The sequence below is a fragment of the Bradyrhizobium guangzhouense genome, from assembly GCF_004114955.1.
Taxonomy (GTDB): domain Bacteria; phylum Pseudomonadota; class Alphaproteobacteria; order Rhizobiales; family Xanthobacteraceae; genus Bradyrhizobium; species Bradyrhizobium guangzhouense.
In genome coordinates this window covers 6,426,388-6,441,699 of sequence record NZ_CP030053.1, presented here as the reverse complement: position 1 = coordinate 6,441,699, position 15,312 = coordinate 6,426,388, and the positions used below count along the sequence as shown (strand labels likewise).

The window sequence follows — 15,312 nt, the reverse complement described above, 5'->3', positions numbered from 1 at the left end:
CCGACCTGCGGCTTTTCCACCTACACGTCAATGTTCTCGGAGATATGAACGATGCGTACCAATTTGCCTGTCACCGCCACCGAATATCCCCTGACGGACGAGACGCTGATCGTCTCGAAGACCGACCTCAAGGGCAAGCTGACCTATTTCAACGATCAGTTCGTCGAGGCGTCCGGCTTCACCGAGCAGGAGCTGGCCGGCCAGCCGCATAACATCGTCCGGCATCCCGACATGCCGCCGGAAGCCTTCGCCAATCTCTGGGAGACGCTGAAGGCCGGCAAGCCCTGGGCCGGGGCGGTCAAGAACCGCCGCAAGAACGGCGATTTCTATTGGGTCCTGGCGAGTGCAACGCCGATCTGGGAAGGAGGGCACGTCGTCGGCTACATGTCGATCCGCACCAAGCTGGCTGCGGACCAGCGCGAGCAGGCCGAGCGCGTCTACGCCGCGATCCGGGACAAGAAGGCCGGCGCCTTCAAGATCGAGGCCGGCATGATCCGCAAGCGCTCCATGTTCGAGATATTCTCGCCATTCACGCGGTCCCTGAAGGCGCGACTGGTCTCGCTGGTCGGCGTCGTGTCGTTGTCCACGATGGTCATCGGCGCCGCCGGATTGATCGGCATGAGCCAGGTCAACCGGCACGCCCAATCGATCTACGAGGACCGGTCGGTGCCGCTGGCCCAATTGTTCGAGATCAATGACCGCATGAAGGAGAACTCGCTCGCCATCTTCAGGTCGGCGATCGAAGCGCGCAGCAGCCGTGCCGCTTCGAACGCCCAAGGCGTGATCGCGGCCAACGCCGGCCGGATCGACAAGCTGTGGTCGGATTACATGGCGACCTATCTCACGCCGGAGGAGAAGTCCGTTGCGGAGTCGTTTGCACCGAAACGAGCCGAATATGTCGAGCGTGGCCTCAAGCCGGCGCTGGCCATGCTGGCCGACGGCAAGCTCGATGAGTTGAACGCTCATATGACGGGCAAGGCTGCCGAACTCTTCGGGGCCGCCAAGGCCGACATGGACCGGCTGGTTGCGATCCAGGTCAAGGAAGCAAAGGCGGAATACGATGCCGCGCAAGGCGCGTTCACCCTCGCCAATTTGATCGCGGTGGTCACGCTGTGCCTCGGCCTGCTCGCCGGCGCCCTGCTGTCATGGGCGACAATTCGCGCCATCACGCGCCCCCTGGCGCATCTGAACGACATCATGTCGAAGATCGCCCAGGGTGTGTTCAACAGCCGGGTCAATGTCGAGCACGACGACGAAGCAGGATTGGCATTGCGTGCCCTCCAGGCGCTTCAGGCCAAGCTCGGATTCGATCGGGAGTCTCAGCGGGATCTGGAGAAGCGGGCTGCGGAGCAGCGGCGGATCGACATGCACCGGATGGCCGGTGAGTTCGAGGCCGCCGTGGGCAATATCATCGAGACCGTTGCTTCGGCCTCCACCGAGCTCGAAGCCGCTGCGGGCACGCTGACCGGCACGGCGGAATCGACGCAGCAGCTTTCGATCGCCGTCGCGGCAGCATCGGAAGAGGCGTCCACCAACGTGCAGTCCGTGGCGTCGGCGACCGAGCAGATGTCCTCCTCGGTGACCGAGATCAGCCATCGCGTCCAGGATTCCGCCAGGATGGCGGCCGAGGCGGTCAATCAGGCGCGGCAGACCAACGACCGTGTCAGCGAATTGTCGCGTGCGGCGGGTCGGATCGGCGATGTCGTCGAGCTGATCAACAACATTGCGGGGCAGACCAATCTCCTGGCGCTGAACGCGACCATCGAAGCCGCGCGCGCCGGCGATGCCGGGCGGGGCTTCGCCGTCGTGGCCTCCGAGGTCAAGGCGCTGGCCGAGCAGACCGCGAAGGCCACCGGAGAGATCAGCCAGCAGATCACGGGTATTCAGGTTGCGACCCAGGAGTCCGTCGCGGCGATCGAGACGATCGGAGCGACGATCGGAAGCCTCTCCGAGATATCGGCGGCGGTCGCCGCCGCCGTGGAGGAGCAGGGCGCGGCGACCCAGGAGATCTCCCGCAACGTGCAGCAGGCCGCGAAGGGCACGCAGGACGTCTCGTCGAACATCAGCGACGTGCAGCGTGGCGCATCGGAGACGGGATCGGCATCGTCACAGGTGCTGTCCTCGGCGCAGTCGCTGTCGATCGAGAGCAATCGACTCAAGACGGAGGTCGACAAATTCCTGGCGACCATTCGCGCAGCCTGACCGGCGTCTGGGGAGAATGGCGGCCGCGGCGAGAGAGCGCCGCGGCTGCTACAGTGTCGAAGAGGCGCGCTTCAGGGTTTCAGACGGCAGCTCGCCGTGGAGCCGCAGATAATCGGCGGCAAAGCGACCGACATTGTGAAAGCCGCAGCGGAAGGCAACGCCGGTCACCGTGGTCGTCTCCACCGGTGAGCGCAGGAATTCTGCGGCCCGTTGCAGCCGCACCCGCTTGGCGAATTGGGCGGGAGATCCCTTGCCGGCCCGGGCGAACTCGCGAAACACGGTGCGTACGCCGACATTGGCGACGCCGGCGATTTCGTCGAGATCGATCGGCCGGCTCCAGTTCGCCTCGATGAAGGCCTCGATCCTGGCGACGACGCTCCGCCCCGCGCTGCGCGGCTCGCGCCTGAGCAGATCCGAGAAATTATGTTCGTGGCCCAGCAGAAACCTGACGATGAGGTCGCGCTCGAGCTCGGCCCTCGCGAGCGGCGAATATTGATCCGCAAACGTCTCCAGCTCCTCGGCCAGATGGAAGACCTGCCGCCGCAGAAACGACATGCTGGACGCATTCGGATCGGATTCGGACAGTTCGAGCCGTCGGTCGCTTGCGTCGCCGGCGAGCGCCTTCATGGTGCGTTCAAGCGTCGGCGTGTCGATGCGCAGGACCAGTTGTCGGTAATCCTCGCCAAACTCCAGTCGCAGCCGCGAGTTTCCGGAGACGATGGGTGTCCAGGCTCCGATCAAGCTGCTGCCGCGCGACGTCGCGAAACTGGCGCGGCCCTGGATGGAGAAGAACTGCCTGACGAAGTTCGCCTCGGGAAATGTCAACGAGACGGGAGCTTCGTAGGAGCAAAAACCCAGACCGACGGCCGTGAGCCTGGCGTAGTTGGCCCGGATGCCGAAGGATCCACTTCTCTTGGCGAAACCGTCCGCGCCGTAGACGCTGAACAGGCGGTCGCGCGCAAGCTCGCTGTCGCGCGAACGCACGGCCTCATACTTATCCAGATAAATGACGTCTTTTGAACCCGGCAAACGAAGCACCCGAAACCGCGCGCGCAAATCTACGCATTCGCTCCGACTGCGCTACTAATCTCGAATTGCATTGTTCGTGGGGACTCGCATCGCTCGACGCCGAAGCCAACGGCGACGGTATTCCGATCGCATTGCGCGCTTTTGGCGCATGTCGAAATTCGGCAACGCGGCGCGCTCAATTCGCCGGCTGGAACGTGCAATCCGCCCCGCTGCCGTCCTTCCGCCTGATGGCGTTGGGATCGATCGTGCAGCTCAGCTTGCTCAGGCTCTCGAAATTCGATCCCGCCGCACCGTCAGGCGGGATGCCGGCCAGCGCCTGGGTCGCGAAGATCTCGTTGGCGGTGGGGCCATTCACGGTCCTGACCTTCTTGCCGAACGTCACCTCGCAATTGCGCGACGTGATGTCGACATTGCCGGTGCGGCAGACGATCTTGTCCGCGGTCACGACAACAGGCTTCTTGTAGGGGATGTCGGCATTGGCCGCGAACAGCATCGCCACCGCCTTCTTCTCGGCGCCGGACAGCGTCGGGGACAGCGGCGCGATCACGCCCGCCAGCGCCAGCGCCGTGGAGCCGGAGATCTTGGAGGGTGCAGGACCAGCGCCGTTGGCGGCGGCGACATGGGCGGCGCCGGCCACCAGCATGGTGGCGGCGAGGCTCGCGGACGTCGTGAGTTTCATGGGCGTCTCTCCTCGAAGGCCACGGCTTGGCCGCCGCGCGATTGTGCCAAGCCTATGCCGGATGTTCCGGCCAGGGGAAGGCTCGCTTTCGAAGTCTACACCATGATGTGCTTGCCGATGGCGCGGATGATTGCGGTTGCTGCCGTCCTGCCAGATTCAAGTGCGCCTTCCATGTAGCCGAAATAGGCAAAGCAGGTGTGCTCTCCGGCGAAGAAGAGACGGTCCTTGAAGCCCTTCTCCAGCAGCGGCCCGGCCCTGCAGACTTCGCCGGGGGCGGGGCAGGAATAGCCCGCGGCGGTCCATTCGTCCTTAGGCCAGGCCATGAATTCGGGTTGACCTGCCAGATTGGCGCTGTAGTCCCTGTAAAGTTCTCCAATGCCTCGCGCGTAGAACGCATCGACCGCGCTCTGATCGTTATTGGGCTTCAGACGCGCAAGCGCTTCCTTGGCCACCTCGGCGCCGGCAAACACGCTGAGCTCGACCGGGCGGTCGGGCGGCCCGATCTGGTTGTCTGTCCCCTCCCAGGTGACCCCGAACCGGGTCGACATCGACGTCGGTGCCTGACCTTCGCCGATCCAAAACCGCTTTGTCATGGTGCTGAGATATTTCACCGCCGATCCCATGCTGATGTAATAGTCCTTTGGCAGCTCCGGCGTGATCGTGATCTTGGCATCGCGCGAGGCCGGCCACAGGCTTGGCGGTATGGCCAGAACGACGTAGTCCGCCGTGAAGGGCTCGCGCGGCTCGGCGTTTCCAATGCCGGCGAACTCCAGTGTCACGCCTTCGGCTTCGACGCGAACGGCTTTGACGGGCGTCGACCGGAAGTGCGCGCCGCCCATGTTCTCAATCTCTTTGGCGAGTCGAATGGCAAGCTGCTGGTTGCCTTCGGAGCAGCGCAAGGTTTCGGTTTGGGTGAAAAAGGCATCGACCTGGTCCTTCATGCGTCCGCCGGAAATTGCGGCGAGGTTGGCGAGAAAGCTCTGCTCATGGGTCGGCACGCCCTGATCGTTGGACATCTGTTCGTCGATGGCAACCTTGGTCAGCTTCGAGCAGTCGAGACCGTCGATCCATTCGCCAAGTGTCATCTCGTCGAGATGCCTAGCGTCCTTCGCGCGCCAGGGCTTGCGCGGATCGATCTCTGCGGCCTGCTGGCTGATCTTTTTGAAAGCGTGATCCATCTCGTGATAGATGTGCTCCATCTGGCTGTCGGACGGCTTGTGGCCGTCGAGAAACAACGGCGCTTCGAGGTCGAGCGCTTCGAAATTCGAGTCCGAGGTGATGACGGACAGGCCGAGCTCGAAGCGCTTGGCGAGGCTCAGCCAGATCGGATGATTGTAGCCGATCAGCTCGCCGCCGGCTTCGACGATCCCGCTTGGCTTATCCTTGCTCCAGACCCGGCCTCCGAAGCGAGAGCGGGCTTCAAATAGCGTCACCTCGCAATGCGCGACCAATTCATAGGCCGCCATCAGGCCCGCGAAGCCGCCCCCTACGACGGCCACTTTGGGGCGCGGACGTGCCAGCTCAGCGTGCGCGGCCAGCAGGCGCAGCGAGGGCAGGACGGGTTGTCCCGCGAGCTTGTCCTTGACCCGGCTTTGTCGCTCGGCGCCCGAAATTCTGGGTCCGTAACGCCGGTGTAGCCGCGCAAAAAGCGAACGCATGAAAATGCCTTTCGAAAAATCAGAGCGGTCGTCGCGGGCCGCAAATTGGCCGGTCGTTGCCATCGAGAATGGACGACAACCTTAACGAGTGTCGAGGGCGATGAGATACCGAGGGCGGCGACGGCGGACCGACGCGTCGGAATGAACGTGACCGCAAGTCTATGGCCTCGCGCAGGCGGACGATTGCCCGCCTGCGCCAGATCGACGGCCTAGCTGCTCGGCCCGCCCTGAAGCGCGCTGAGAAGCTTGCCGCCGTCAGGCACGCCCCAGCCGGTGCAGGCGTCCCAGCCCGGGCCGGCCTTGTATTGGCCGCCGAGCAGGCCATCGGTGTCGTTGTTGCCGACGGTGATGTCGCGCAGCACGCCTGATGGCCCGAACTTGGAATAAAGCAGCGCATTGAAATTGCCCGAGCGTGCACCGAGTGCGGCGTTGATCCGGGCGATCAGGCTGGCCCAGAGCGGCGCGGAGGCGCTGGTGCCGCCGACAACGCCGAGCTTGCCGCCGGACATCGTCAGATAGCCCGTGGCCGGGTCGGCATTGGCCGCAACGTCCGGGATTGCGCGTCCGGCGAAGTGCCGGGGATTGATCGACTTCGGCACGATGCCGTTTTGCCAGCTCGGGACCGGGGTGATGTCGCTGACGCCGCCGCCGGTGCCGCTGCCGGGTCCGTCGTTCCAGACGGTCTCGGTGATCTGCACCTGTTTCTTGGCGTTGGCGCGCGCATGCAGGGTGGTGCCGCCAACGGCTAGCACGTACGGACTGGTCGCCGGGAAATTCACGTGCGCCCGTCCGTCCTGCATCTGCGCTTCCGAGCCGTCGTCGCCGGTGGACACACAGAACGTGATGCCGAGATGGGCCGCCGCGAGGAAGCTGTGGTTGCAATGGTCGATTGCCGCCGGTGACCAGATCACGCCGCTGTTGTTGAAGGCCTGATTCTCGTCCCAGCCCCAGCTGATCGAGACGACGGAGGGATCGTTGACGGAATCGCTGACGACCTTGGCGAGGCAGTCGACCAGGCCCTTCTCGTCGAACGTCGAGAAATAGGTGGCGATCTTGGCGCCGCCGCCGAGCGCGCCGGCGACATCGACGTCCAGCATCACCTCACCGGTCGAATCCGGATCGCCGGCGGGATCGGTCGAGACGCCATCGACCGCGATGACGGCAACCTCCGGCGCGGGAACGCCGATCTTGCTGAAATAGGCCGCGACGTCGGGCGTCTCCACGCCGCCGCCGAATTCGAGCAGGCCGATACATTGCTTGCTCGCATCGACCTTTGGGAAGTCGTAGATGGCGCCGAGTTCGGTCGGAATGAACCAGTGCCGCACGGAGCTGGCGAAATCCGGCTTCGCGCTGCTCGCCAAATGGCGCGAACGGCGGAGCACACGGTGGTTGTTGAGGCCGAATACGCCGGTGATGGCGTCGCCGACCTCGGCCGGGACGTGCACCGGACCGGTGCGGGCATGGAAGTCGCCGAGCTGCGGATGGGAATAGTCGAACAGCGTGACGCCGAAGGCGTCGCTGACGTCGTCGACTGTGCCTGCGATGCCGAGCCGCGCGGCGGCCGGCTCGTTGCGGGTGACGACCAGCTTGTGCGCCTTGGCAAAATCCTCGATCGACTTGATGGCCTTCGGATCGGAGCCGTATCGGCTCGCCAGCTCCTCGCGCATCATGTATTTGCGATCTTTGGGGAGCTTTTTGTCGAGATCGGACAGGTCCGGCAGATCGGCGGATCGTTTGACGCCGAGCGTGAGCTCGATCCAGCGCTGGCCGTTGGTTTGGCGCATCGCTTTCGAGCCTGTCGGCAGTTGATGGACAGAGTTGGGAAGTTCGACCATGTGGGGTGTTGCACTAGGGGACATAGTATTTCCTCCTTGTACGGGGGGTGGTGGTGCGCTGGAAAACCGGAATTGCGGACGCGGGTCCTGTTGGTTCGAAAGTGCTCAGGTGTTCGAAAATGGATCGCGGCGATCAGGCGGAAATTGCCGGCCTCAAATAGATCAAACCTAAAATAGCAAAACGACGTGATGCATCCTAGCAGCGGGATGCTGATGCAGCAAAGCCGATCGCGCGCTGCGCGTCTCACAATTGCGTCAGTCTATCGGAAGGCGCGCGTCGGCAATGAGCCAATCGATCTGACGCAGTTGGCTCATCGCAATCCGCGCGCGTGCAGGAGCGCGCGATGCACGCCGGCGGATGTGCCCGCGCTGACGGACGGGTGTCCGAGGCGTCAGGCGGCCTTCTTCCGCGAGGCGGATGTCTTTTTCTTCGCAGTCTTCTTCGCTGCTTTCCTCTTCTTCGCAGCCTTCTGGGCGGTGAGGTACGCCTCAACCTTCCTGGACGAATGGCCGGCGGCGGCGACGGCGGCCTTCAGCCTGGCCGGCGTGATCTTGAACTTCTTCGACCAGTAGCGGACTTCGTAGGCTTCGCCGAGCGCGATGCGCTTTTTGTCGGCGGCACGGTGCTTCTGAAGCTTGATGTAGGCTTCGACCTTGCTGGCGGAGTGGCCGACCTTGTTGACGGCGTATTTCAGCTTGGCCGGGGTGACCTTGAATTTCTTCGACCAGTAGGCGACTTCGTATTTCTCGGTGAGCGCAATCAGCTTGCGGTCCGCTCCGCCCCGCTTGGTCTTGTCGTCGGCCATGCTTCTCTCCTGCCCTGAATCGCGTTCATCCAGTCTAGCATGCGATCGGATTTTTGCGGTGCAAGACGCCGCGTGCGCGGCGATTGCGCAAGGCGGCGGTTTTGCCGCGTCCGCTCAAATGGTTGGGATGCGCGACGCCGGCTTATCCCGGTAGGGTCGTTCTACTTTGCATGGGGTTGTTTTCGACTTTTTTGCCATTCGCGCGTCCGTGATGGAACCTAATCGCGGCTCGTGCGACTTATCCATGACACGGGCAAACACGTGCGAGGCTGTCATGGCAGAGAAGCATACCGCCGATCCCGCGGAGATCATGCGCGCGACCGGTCATCCTGAACTCGAATACGCCGCCGGCTGGACCATTGCTGGTCTCGTCACCATCGGCACCATCGTCGCCGCCTGGGTGTTTGCGATCTAGGCTGCCGGAGATTGCTGACTGTCAGCAGAAGCGTCGTCCGCTCGTGGCTGCGCGCTCGACGGATCGCGGCAAGAGCGCTACGGCGTCACCGCTCCGCGGCTAACGGCCCGCGGGGCGGTCAGCTCCTTCCAGGTGGAGTTGGCGACATGCACCGGCGAGAACGCCGGACGCTCGACATAGTGACCATCGCCCGCTTCGGCACGAAGATCGCCATCCTTCCACACGATGCGACCGCGCGAGAGCGTCGCAGCGGCGCCGCCGGTGCAGGCAAAACCTTCGAACACGTTGTAGTCGATCCGGCTCATCTGCCGCTTCGCGCTGATGGTCTTGCTTGCCTTGGGATCCCATACCACGATGTCGGCATCCGAGCCGACGGCGACCGCGCCCTTGCGCGGATAGATGTTGAGGATGCGGGCGATGTTCGCCGAGGTCACCGCGACGAACTCTTCCTTGGTCAGACGCCCCGTGGCGACGCCCGCGGTCCATAGCAGCGCCAGGCGATCTTCGAGGCCGCCGGTGCCGTTCGGGATCTTTCTGAAGTCACCGAGGCCGAACCGCTTCTGCTCGGTGGTGAAGGCGCAATGGTCGGTCGCGACCACTTGCAGCGAGCCGGACTGCAAGCCAGCCCACAGACTGTCCTGATGCGACTTGTCGCGGAACGGCGGCGACATCACGCGTTGCGCGGAGTGATCCCAGTTCTTGCTCTGATATTCACCCTCATCGAGCAAGAGATGCTGGATCAGCGGCTCGCCATAGACGCGCTTGCCCGCGGCCCGCGCGCGCGCGATCGCCTCATGCGCTTCGCGACAACTGGTGTGCACGATATAAACAGGCGTGCCTGTCATGTCGGCGATCATGATGGCGCGGTTGGTGGCTTCGCCCTCGACTTCCGGCGGCCGTGAATAGGCGTGGCCTTCCGGGCCGGTGACGCCGCGCGCAATCAGGGCCTCCTGCATCAGCGCAACGACGTCGCCGTTCTCCGCGTGCACGACCGGCATGGCGCCGAGATGGGCGCAGCGCGCGAACGAGTTGTAGAGCTCGTCGTCATTCACCATCAGCGCGCCCTTGTAGGCCATGAAGTGCTTGAAGGTGTTGATGCCGTAGGTTTTGACCACGGTCTCCATCTCGTCGTAGATCTGCTTCGACCATGACGTCACCGCCATGTGGAAGCCGTAGTCGGAAGCCGCCTTCTCGGATTTGTGCCGCCACTCCTGATAGGCCGCGAGCATGGACTGGCCCGGATCAGGCAGGCAGAAATCCACCACCATGGTGGTGCCGCCGGTCAGTGCCGCCTTCGTGCCTGACTCGAAATCGTCGGCGGTAACGGTGCCCATGAACGGCATTTCGAGATGGGTGTGGGGGTCGATGCCGCCCGGAATGATGTAGGCGCCGCCGGCATCGAGGACCTCCGCGCCCGTCGGCGCTGCGATCGATGCGCCGATCGCGACGATGCGGTCACCCTCGATCAGCACGTCCGCATGGCGCGAATGATCATGATTGACGACGGTGCCGCCGCGGATGAGGAGGGACATGGGAACTCCGAAAGGAGAGGGGAGAGGACGGAACGCGGCAAAACTAAGCACACCGGCCACGATGCGACAGGCGAAATTTTAGTCAACCGCCGCCCATTGATCTCCGCTCTTGGCCTCGCGGCGCTTCGACTTGCTAAGCCGTCCTCGCGATCAATCCGTCGATCATCGCGCGCACGAGGCCCGCGATCTCCTTGCGCAGCGCCGCCAGCGGCACAGCGACCAGCTTCTGCTCGAGTCCGAGGGCCACCATGCCGTGCACCGCAGAGAACAGGCTGCGCGCGGTGATGCCGAGTTCCTCCGGACTGCGTTTGGGGAACAGGGCGGCGAGCGGCACATAGATATGCCTGAACAGCTGCATCTGGTCGTCAATGGACCAGTCGGGCACGATCTTGTCGGCCTCCATACGGTGCTCGAACAGCGCGCGCCAAAGCTGGAGATTGCCCGCAGCGAAATCGCAATAGGCGATCGCGATGCGGACCAGCCTCTCCTGCGGTGAGGGCTCGCCGGCACCTTCCGCGGCACTGAGCGCCTCGTCCAGTCGATGCAGCGTGCGCGAGCCGACCCGCAGGATCAACTCGTCCATGTCGGCAACGAGATTGTAGACCGCCCCGTTGGCGCAGCCGATCTCGCTGGCCAGATCGCGGGTTTTCAGGCCCGCCAATCCGCGGGTCGCGATCATCCGCTCCGCCGCCAGGATCAGGTCGGACCGCAACTTCTCTCGACGTTCCAAGGCCTTAGACATGCATCAACCAATTGTGTGAGCATTGCTCAAATTTCTCTTGAGCAATGCTCAAGATCTGCTACAAAGCTTCTATGAGCAATGCTCATAACAGGGAGCAAGCAATGTTCAAGACTGTCGTCACACTTTTCCGCGGCAGCGTGGCCGCTGCCGGCGAGGAGCTGGAGGACCGCACGGCCCTGCTGATCCTCGATCAGCAGATGCGCGATACGGCCGCGGCCGTCGAGCGCAGCAAGCGGACGCTGGCGCTGGCGATCGCGCAGGACCAGCAGGAAGGCCGCAAGCTCGAAGCCACGGTCGCGCGGATCGCCGACCTCGAGACCCGCGCGGTCGCAGCTCTCGATGGTGGCCGCGAGGATCTTGCCAAGGAGGCCGCTGAAGCCATCGCGGGCCTCGAGGCTGATCGCGACGCGGCACTGACGGCGAGGGCGCTGTTCGCAACCGAGATTATCAGGTTGAAGCGCCATGTCGCGAGCGCGCAGGCCCGCATCACCGAGCTCGATCGCGGCCGCCGTGTCGCCCGCGCTTCGGAAGCGGTGCGCTCGCTTCGTCGCAGCGGCATCGAGGCGGCACGCCCTTATGAATCTACGCTGCCCGAGGCCGAGAGCACTCTGCGGCGTCTGCGCGAGCGCCAGATCGAGGCGCAGGCCGCCGATGACGCGCTGGTCGAGCTCGATGCGGCCACAGGCCCGCTCGCCACCGCCGAGAGGCTCGCCGAACAGGGTTTTGGCCCCCGGCTCAAGACAACCGCGGACGACGTGCTGGCGCGGCTGAAGTCCAGTCGCCCAACGACTGCCTGAGCTCAAACCCAATCAACCTCATCAGAACCTACAGGAGATGACCATGAACCAGAACGGCCAACCCCACAGCGGCGCCTGGGTGACCTTCACCTACGCGTCCTTCGCAGCCTCCGCCTTCCTGGTCGCCCTCGGCGTCTTCTTCCTGCCGATCGATCTCTGGATGAAGGGCTATCTCACCATGGGCATCGTGATGCTGATCCAGACCTGTGTCACTTTGACCAAGACCGTGCGTGACAACCACGAAAGCAGCCGTCTCGTGAACCGCATCGAGGATGCCAAGGCCGAGCGGTTGCTGATGGAGGTCTCCAAGGCTGCGTGAGCCGACAACGTCGGAAGCGAAAGCGGCGGATGCTGGAGCATCCGCCGCTTTCGCGCATGTCATTTGCAGCAGCGGCCGAAAGAACATCCTTTGCAGAGTCCGATCGCGGATTCAGGCGCTTCCGCCTGATCCCATATCGCGCCTGCGAAATGCAACCGAGCCATGACGGATCGCGCCGGCCGACACCCTTGCGCGCCGGTTTGGCTCGGAGCACTCTGCACAGGCGGCGCAGAGAACGCCGCCAATAGAGATTGCCCGAGGAAGCATCCATGGCGGTGACGCGGATCGACTGCGATATCCACCCGGCGGTTGGTGGCACGCGTACGACGCTGCTGCCCTATCTCAGCGATCACTGGAAAGAGCAGGTGGTGAGCCGCGCCATCGACGGCCTCGATCTCACTTCCTATCCGCCGAGCATGCCGCTTTCGGGTCGCGCCGATTGGCGGCTGGCCAATGGCGGCAAGCCGGGGTCCGATCTTGCCATGGTGCAGAAAGGGGCGTTCGACCAGCTCGGCGCAAGCCACGCCATCCTGAACGTGCTCTACGGCGCCCAGGCCGTATTCGATTCCTACATGGCAGCGGACTTCTGCAGGGCCATCAACGACTGGATCGCCGCCGAATGGCTGTCGCGCGATCCGCGCCTGCGCGCCTCGATCGTGGTGCCGATGCAGGCGCCTGATCTGGCGATGGAGGAGATCGAGCGCCGTGCGAGCGACAGTCGCTTTGTGTCCATCTTGGTGCTCGCGCAGGGCGAAACCTTGCTGGGCCGCCGGCATTTCTGGCCGGTCTATCAGCTCGCGGAAAAATACAAGCTGCCGCTCGCAATTCATGCCGGCACGCAATATCGCCAGGCGCCGAGCTCCGCCGGCTGGCCGTCGCACCGTTACGAATATTATTTCGTCGAGGCGCAGGCGTTTCAGGCACAGATCTTGAGCCTGATCTATGAGGGCGTGTTCGGGAAATATCCTGGTCTCAAGGTCGTGCTGATGGAGTCGGGCGTGAGCTGGCTGCCGGCCTTCATGTGGCGCGCCAACAAGACCTGGCGCGGCGTGCGCGTCGAGGTGCCCTGGGTCGAGCGCGAGCCCGCATCGATCATCCGGGAGAATTTCCGTGTCACCATGCAACCCTTCGATGCGCCGGGCGACGCCAAAAGCGTCGAGGAGATCATCGACCAGATCGGCTCCGAAAAGATGTTCCTGTTCGCGTCAGACTATCCACATTGGCAGTTCGACGGCGACGATCCGATCCCGCCGAACCTGCCCAAGAGCATCATCGAGAAAATGTGCGTCGACAATCCGCTGGAGACGTTTCCGCGGCTGAGGCTGGATGCGTGAACCATGTTGAGGGTGTCCCATCTCGGAGCCGAATCGTCGGTGCCACACCTCTCCCCGTCGGGGAGAGGTGAAGAACTGCCGAACAGGTCTTAAGGAGGTTCGCATGAGTGAAGTCATCGACCGTCCGCTGCGTGACGATGAGAAGCCCGCTGCATCAAGGCTGCGTATCGTCGATTGCGACGTGCATCCGAGCCTGCATTCTCACGATGATCTCAACGAATTCCTGCCCAAACGCTGGCGGCAGCATTTGAAGGAATATGGCAGCCATCTGCGCACGCCCTATCTCTTCACGACGCCCTATCCGCGGTCGTCGCCGTTGATCGCGCGGCGCGATGCCTGGCCGCCGACGGGCGGGCCGCCGGGCTCCGATCTCGCCTTCATGCAGAAGCAGCATCTCGATCCGCTCGACGTCGAGTTCGGGATTCTGCAGGTGCTCGATCTCTTCATCTTCTCGCAGCAGAATCTGGAGTTCGGCGCCGCGATCCAGCGCGCCATCAATGATTGGCAGCTGGCGTTCTGGTCGCATCGCGATCCTCGCCTGAAAGCCTCGATCCTGGTCGGGCAGGACGGGGTGGATCTGGCGCTCACCGAGATCGAGCGCTGCGCCAAAACTGGCGAATACATCCAGATCAACGTCTCGCCGCGCGCCAACGAGCCGCTCGGGCGCCGACGCTACTGGCCGATCTACGAGCGCGCGCAGGCGCTGGACCTTCCGCTCGGCATCCATGTCGGCGGCTATGGCGGCCATGCGCCGACCGGCGGCGGCTGGCCGTCTTATTATGTCGAGGAGCATCAGTCCAACGCCCACACGATCGCAGCGCAGCTCGCCAGCCTCGTCATCGAAGGCGTGCCGGAGCGGTTCCCGAAACTGAAGATCGTCTTCATCGAGGGCGGTTTCGGCTGGATTCCCTCGGCGGTCTGGCGCATGGATCAGCATTTCGAGCGCTTCCGCAGCGAGGTCCCGCATCTCAAGCGCAAGCCCTCGGAATATGTCCGCGAGCATTTCTGGTTCACGACCCAGCCGATCGACGAGCCGGACGAGGCGCGGCATCTGCGCGCGCTGATCGAATGGGTCGGCATCGACCGGTTGCTGTTCTCGTCGGACTACCCGCACTGGGATTTCGACGATCCGCGCTTCGCCTTCAAGACGCCGCTGACTGAGGCCGAGCGGAAGAAGATCTTCAGCACCAATGCCCGCGCGGTCTACAAGTTCTGAGATTGGTATGGCCCGTCACATCGTCGCGTCGACTTCGGAGATTCCACCCGGCGGCAACAAGGTCGTCGATGTCGCCGGGCGCGATATCGTCGTGTTCCATGTCAATGGCGAGTTCTTCGCGCTATTGAACCGCTGTCCGCACGAAGGCGCGCCACTGGAGAAGGCCGCTTGCGTGGCGCGGCTGACCTCGCCGGAGCCCGGCGTCTATGAGCGTTCGCGCGTCGGCGAGATGCTGCGCTGTCCCTGGCACGGCTGGGAATTCGACATGCGCAACGGCCAGTCCTGGTTCGACCCGAAACGGTTCAAGATCCGGTCATATCCGGTTGCTGTGGAACGCGGCGACGAATTGCAGAAGGGGCCGTATGTCGCCGAGACTTTCCCGGTCCATGTCGAAGACTCCTATGTAATTGTCGAGGTCTGATCGGCATTGCCGATTGAGATTCGCACGCAGGTACGATATGGCTCTCGCGCTTTCAGAGGCGGAGACGAGCTTTGTCGAAACAATCCCTGCGTGAAGAGGCCGAGCGCCTGATCCGCGAATCGATGGAAAAGAAGACCATCGTCGTGAAGCAGGGCACCACCCGCATCGAGGCCGTCTGCGGCAAATGCGGCGCGCCGAACCGGGTGCAGGCGGAAAAAGGCCAGAGCCGCGTCAAGTTCGCCTGCAAGAATTGCGGACACAAGCAAGAGACGCTGTAGGATTCTTACCCTCTCCCCTTGTGGGAGAGGGTGGCTCGCCGCGTAGCGG

15 protein-coding genes are annotated in these 15,312 nt (G+C 63.6%); 8 read left to right on the top strand and 7 right to left on the bottom strand.

The window, feature by feature from the left end:
• Positions 1-51 precede the first annotated feature (51 nt).
• Positions 52-2,202, top strand: coding sequence for a methyl-accepting chemotaxis protein (locus tag XH91_RS30705; RefSeq protein WP_128954070.1), 2,151 nt, complete (start codon positions 52-54; stop codon positions 2,200-2,202).
• Positions 2,203-2,250: 48 nt separating this feature from the next.
• On the opposite strand, the gene XH91_RS30700 is transcribed toward XH91_RS30705, so the two are convergent.
• The 5 genes from XH91_RS30700 to XH91_RS30680 form a co-directional block, all read right to left on the bottom strand.
• Complete coding sequence (locus tag XH91_RS30700) at positions 2,251-3,231, bottom strand: helix-turn-helix domain-containing protein (protein WP_128954069.1); 981 nt, start codon at positions 3,229-3,231, stop codon at positions 2,251-2,253.
• Between the two features lie 175 nt (positions 3,232-3,406).
• On the bottom strand, positions 3,407-3,910 hold the full coding sequence (locus XH91_RS30695) for a hypothetical protein (protein WP_128954068.1): 504 nt from the start codon (positions 3,908-3,910) through the stop codon (positions 3,407-3,409).
• Positions 3,911-4,005: 95 nt separating this feature from the next.
• Positions 4,006-5,568 carry a flavin monoamine oxidase family protein gene (locus tag XH91_RS30690; protein ID WP_164933676.1) on the bottom strand — a complete coding sequence of 521 codons (1,563 nt, stop codon included), beginning with the start codon at positions 5,566-5,568 and terminating at the stop codon, positions 4,006-4,008.
• Positions 5,569-5,777: 209 nt separating this feature from the next.
• Positions 5,778-7,352 carry a S53 family peptidase gene (locus XH91_RS30685; RefSeq protein WP_164933675.1) on the bottom strand — a complete coding sequence of 525 codons (1,575 nt, stop codon included), beginning with the start codon at positions 7,350-7,352 and terminating at the stop codon, positions 5,778-5,780.
• A 443-nt stretch (positions 7,353-7,795) separates the two neighbouring features.
• Positions 7,796-8,209: a DUF3606 domain-containing protein gene (locus XH91_RS30680; protein ID WP_128954065.1), complete on the bottom strand. Its 414-nt coding sequence runs from the start codon at positions 8,207-8,209 to the stop codon at positions 7,796-7,798.
• Between the two features lie 274 nt (positions 8,210-8,483).
• Here XH91_RS30680 and XH91_RS39105 point away from each other — a divergent pair, with 274 nt between their 5' ends.
• Complete coding sequence (locus XH91_RS39105; RefSeq protein ID WP_007597071.1) at positions 8,484-8,624, top strand: hypothetical protein; 141 nt, start codon at positions 8,484-8,486, stop codon at positions 8,622-8,624.
• Between the two features lie 77 nt (positions 8,625-8,701).
• Here the strand turns inward: XH91_RS39105 and hydA are convergent, their stop codons facing one another.
• Together hydA and XH91_RS30670 are read right to left on the bottom strand one after the other, a co-directional pair.
• Positions 8,702-10,156: a dihydropyrimidinase gene (hydA, locus tag XH91_RS30675; protein WP_128954064.1), complete on the bottom strand. Its 1,455-nt coding sequence runs from the start codon at positions 10,154-10,156 to the stop codon at positions 8,702-8,704.
• Positions 10,157-10,289: 133 nt separating this feature from the next.
• Positions 10,290-10,898, bottom strand: a complete 609-nt coding sequence (locus XH91_RS30670; RefSeq protein ID WP_128954063.1) for a TetR/AcrR family transcriptional regulator — start codon at positions 10,896-10,898, stop codon at positions 10,290-10,292.
• A gap of 101 nt (positions 10,899-10,999) precedes the next feature.
• Here XH91_RS30670 and XH91_RS30665 point away from each other — a divergent pair, with 101 nt between their 5' ends.
• From XH91_RS30665 to XH91_RS30640, 6 genes are all read left to right on the top strand, one after another.
• Positions 11,000-11,695 carry a PspA/IM30 family protein gene (locus tag XH91_RS30665; RefSeq protein ID WP_128954062.1) on the top strand — a complete coding sequence of 232 codons (696 nt, stop codon included), beginning with the start codon at positions 11,000-11,002 and terminating at the stop codon, positions 11,693-11,695.
• Positions 11,696-11,738: 43 nt separating this feature from the next.
• Positions 11,739-12,014 carry a YiaA/YiaB family inner membrane protein gene (locus XH91_RS30660; protein ID WP_128954061.1) on the top strand — a complete coding sequence of 92 codons (276 nt, stop codon included), beginning with the start codon at positions 11,739-11,741 and terminating at the stop codon, positions 12,012-12,014.
• Positions 12,015-12,283: 269 nt separating this feature from the next.
• Positions 12,284-13,348: an amidohydrolase family protein gene (locus tag XH91_RS30655; protein WP_128954060.1), complete on the top strand. Its 1,065-nt coding sequence runs from the start codon at positions 12,284-12,286 to the stop codon at positions 13,346-13,348.
• 103 nt (positions 13,349-13,451) lie between these two features.
• The gene (locus XH91_RS30650) at positions 13,452-14,564 is read left to right on the top strand and encodes an amidohydrolase family protein (RefSeq protein WP_164933674.1); all 1,113 of its coding nucleotides are present in this window, start codon (positions 13,452-13,454) and stop codon (positions 14,562-14,564) included.
• A gap of 7 nt (positions 14,565-14,571) precedes the next feature.
• Positions 14,572-14,985, top strand: coding sequence for a Rieske (2Fe-2S) protein (locus XH91_RS30645; protein ID WP_164933673.1), 414 nt, complete (start codon positions 14,572-14,574; stop codon positions 14,983-14,985).
• A 71-nt stretch (positions 14,986-15,056) separates the two neighbouring features.
• Complete coding sequence (locus XH91_RS30640; RefSeq protein ID WP_027562959.1) at positions 15,057-15,263, top strand: hypothetical protein; 207 nt, start codon at positions 15,057-15,059, stop codon at positions 15,261-15,263.
• Positions 15,264-15,312: the final 49 nt, after the last annotated feature.

Coding starts and splice junctions, on each gene's coding strand:
- XH91_RS30650 (WP_164933674.1), top strand. CDS start 13,452: ATGAGTGAAGTCATCGACCGTCCGCTGCGTGACGATGAGAAGCCCGCT.
- XH91_RS30670 (WP_128954063.1), bottom strand. CDS start 10,898: ATGTCTAAGGCCTTGGAACGTCGAGAGAAGTTGCGGTCCGACCTGATC.
- XH91_RS39105 (WP_007597071.1), top strand. CDS start 8,484: ATGGCAGAGAAGCATACCGCCGATCCCGCGGAGATCATGCGCGCGACC.
- XH91_RS30660 (WP_128954061.1), top strand. CDS start 11,739: ATGAACCAGAACGGCCAACCCCACAGCGGCGCCTGGGTGACCTTCACC.
- XH91_RS30655 (WP_128954060.1), top strand. CDS start 12,284: ATGGCGGTGACGCGGATCGACTGCGATATCCACCCGGCGGTTGGTGGC.
- XH91_RS30690 (WP_164933676.1), bottom strand. CDS start 5,568: ATGCGTTCGCTTTTTGCGCGGCTACACCGGCGTTACGGACCCAGAATT.
- XH91_RS30665 (WP_128954062.1), top strand. CDS start 11,000: ATGTTCAAGACTGTCGTCACACTTTTCCGCGGCAGCGTGGCCGCTGCC.
- XH91_RS30645 (WP_164933673.1), top strand. CDS start 14,572: ATGGCCCGTCACATCGTCGCGTCGACTTCGGAGATTCCACCCGGCGGC.
- XH91_RS30680 (WP_128954065.1), bottom strand. CDS start 8,209: ATGGCCGACGACAAGACCAAGCGGGGCGGAGCGGACCGCAAGCTGATT.
- XH91_RS30685 (WP_164933675.1), bottom strand. CDS start 7,352: ATGCGCCAAACCAACGGCCAGCGCTGGATCGAGCTCACGCTCGGCGTC.
- XH91_RS30695 (WP_128954068.1), bottom strand. CDS start 3,910: ATGAAACTCACGACGTCCGCGAGCCTCGCCGCCACCATGCTGGTGGCC.
- hydA (WP_128954064.1), bottom strand. CDS start 10,156: ATGTCCCTCCTCATCCGCGGCGGCACCGTCGTCAATCATGATCATTCG.
- XH91_RS30705 (WP_128954070.1), top strand. CDS start 52: ATGCGTACCAATTTGCCTGTCACCGCCACCGAATATCCCCTGACGGAC.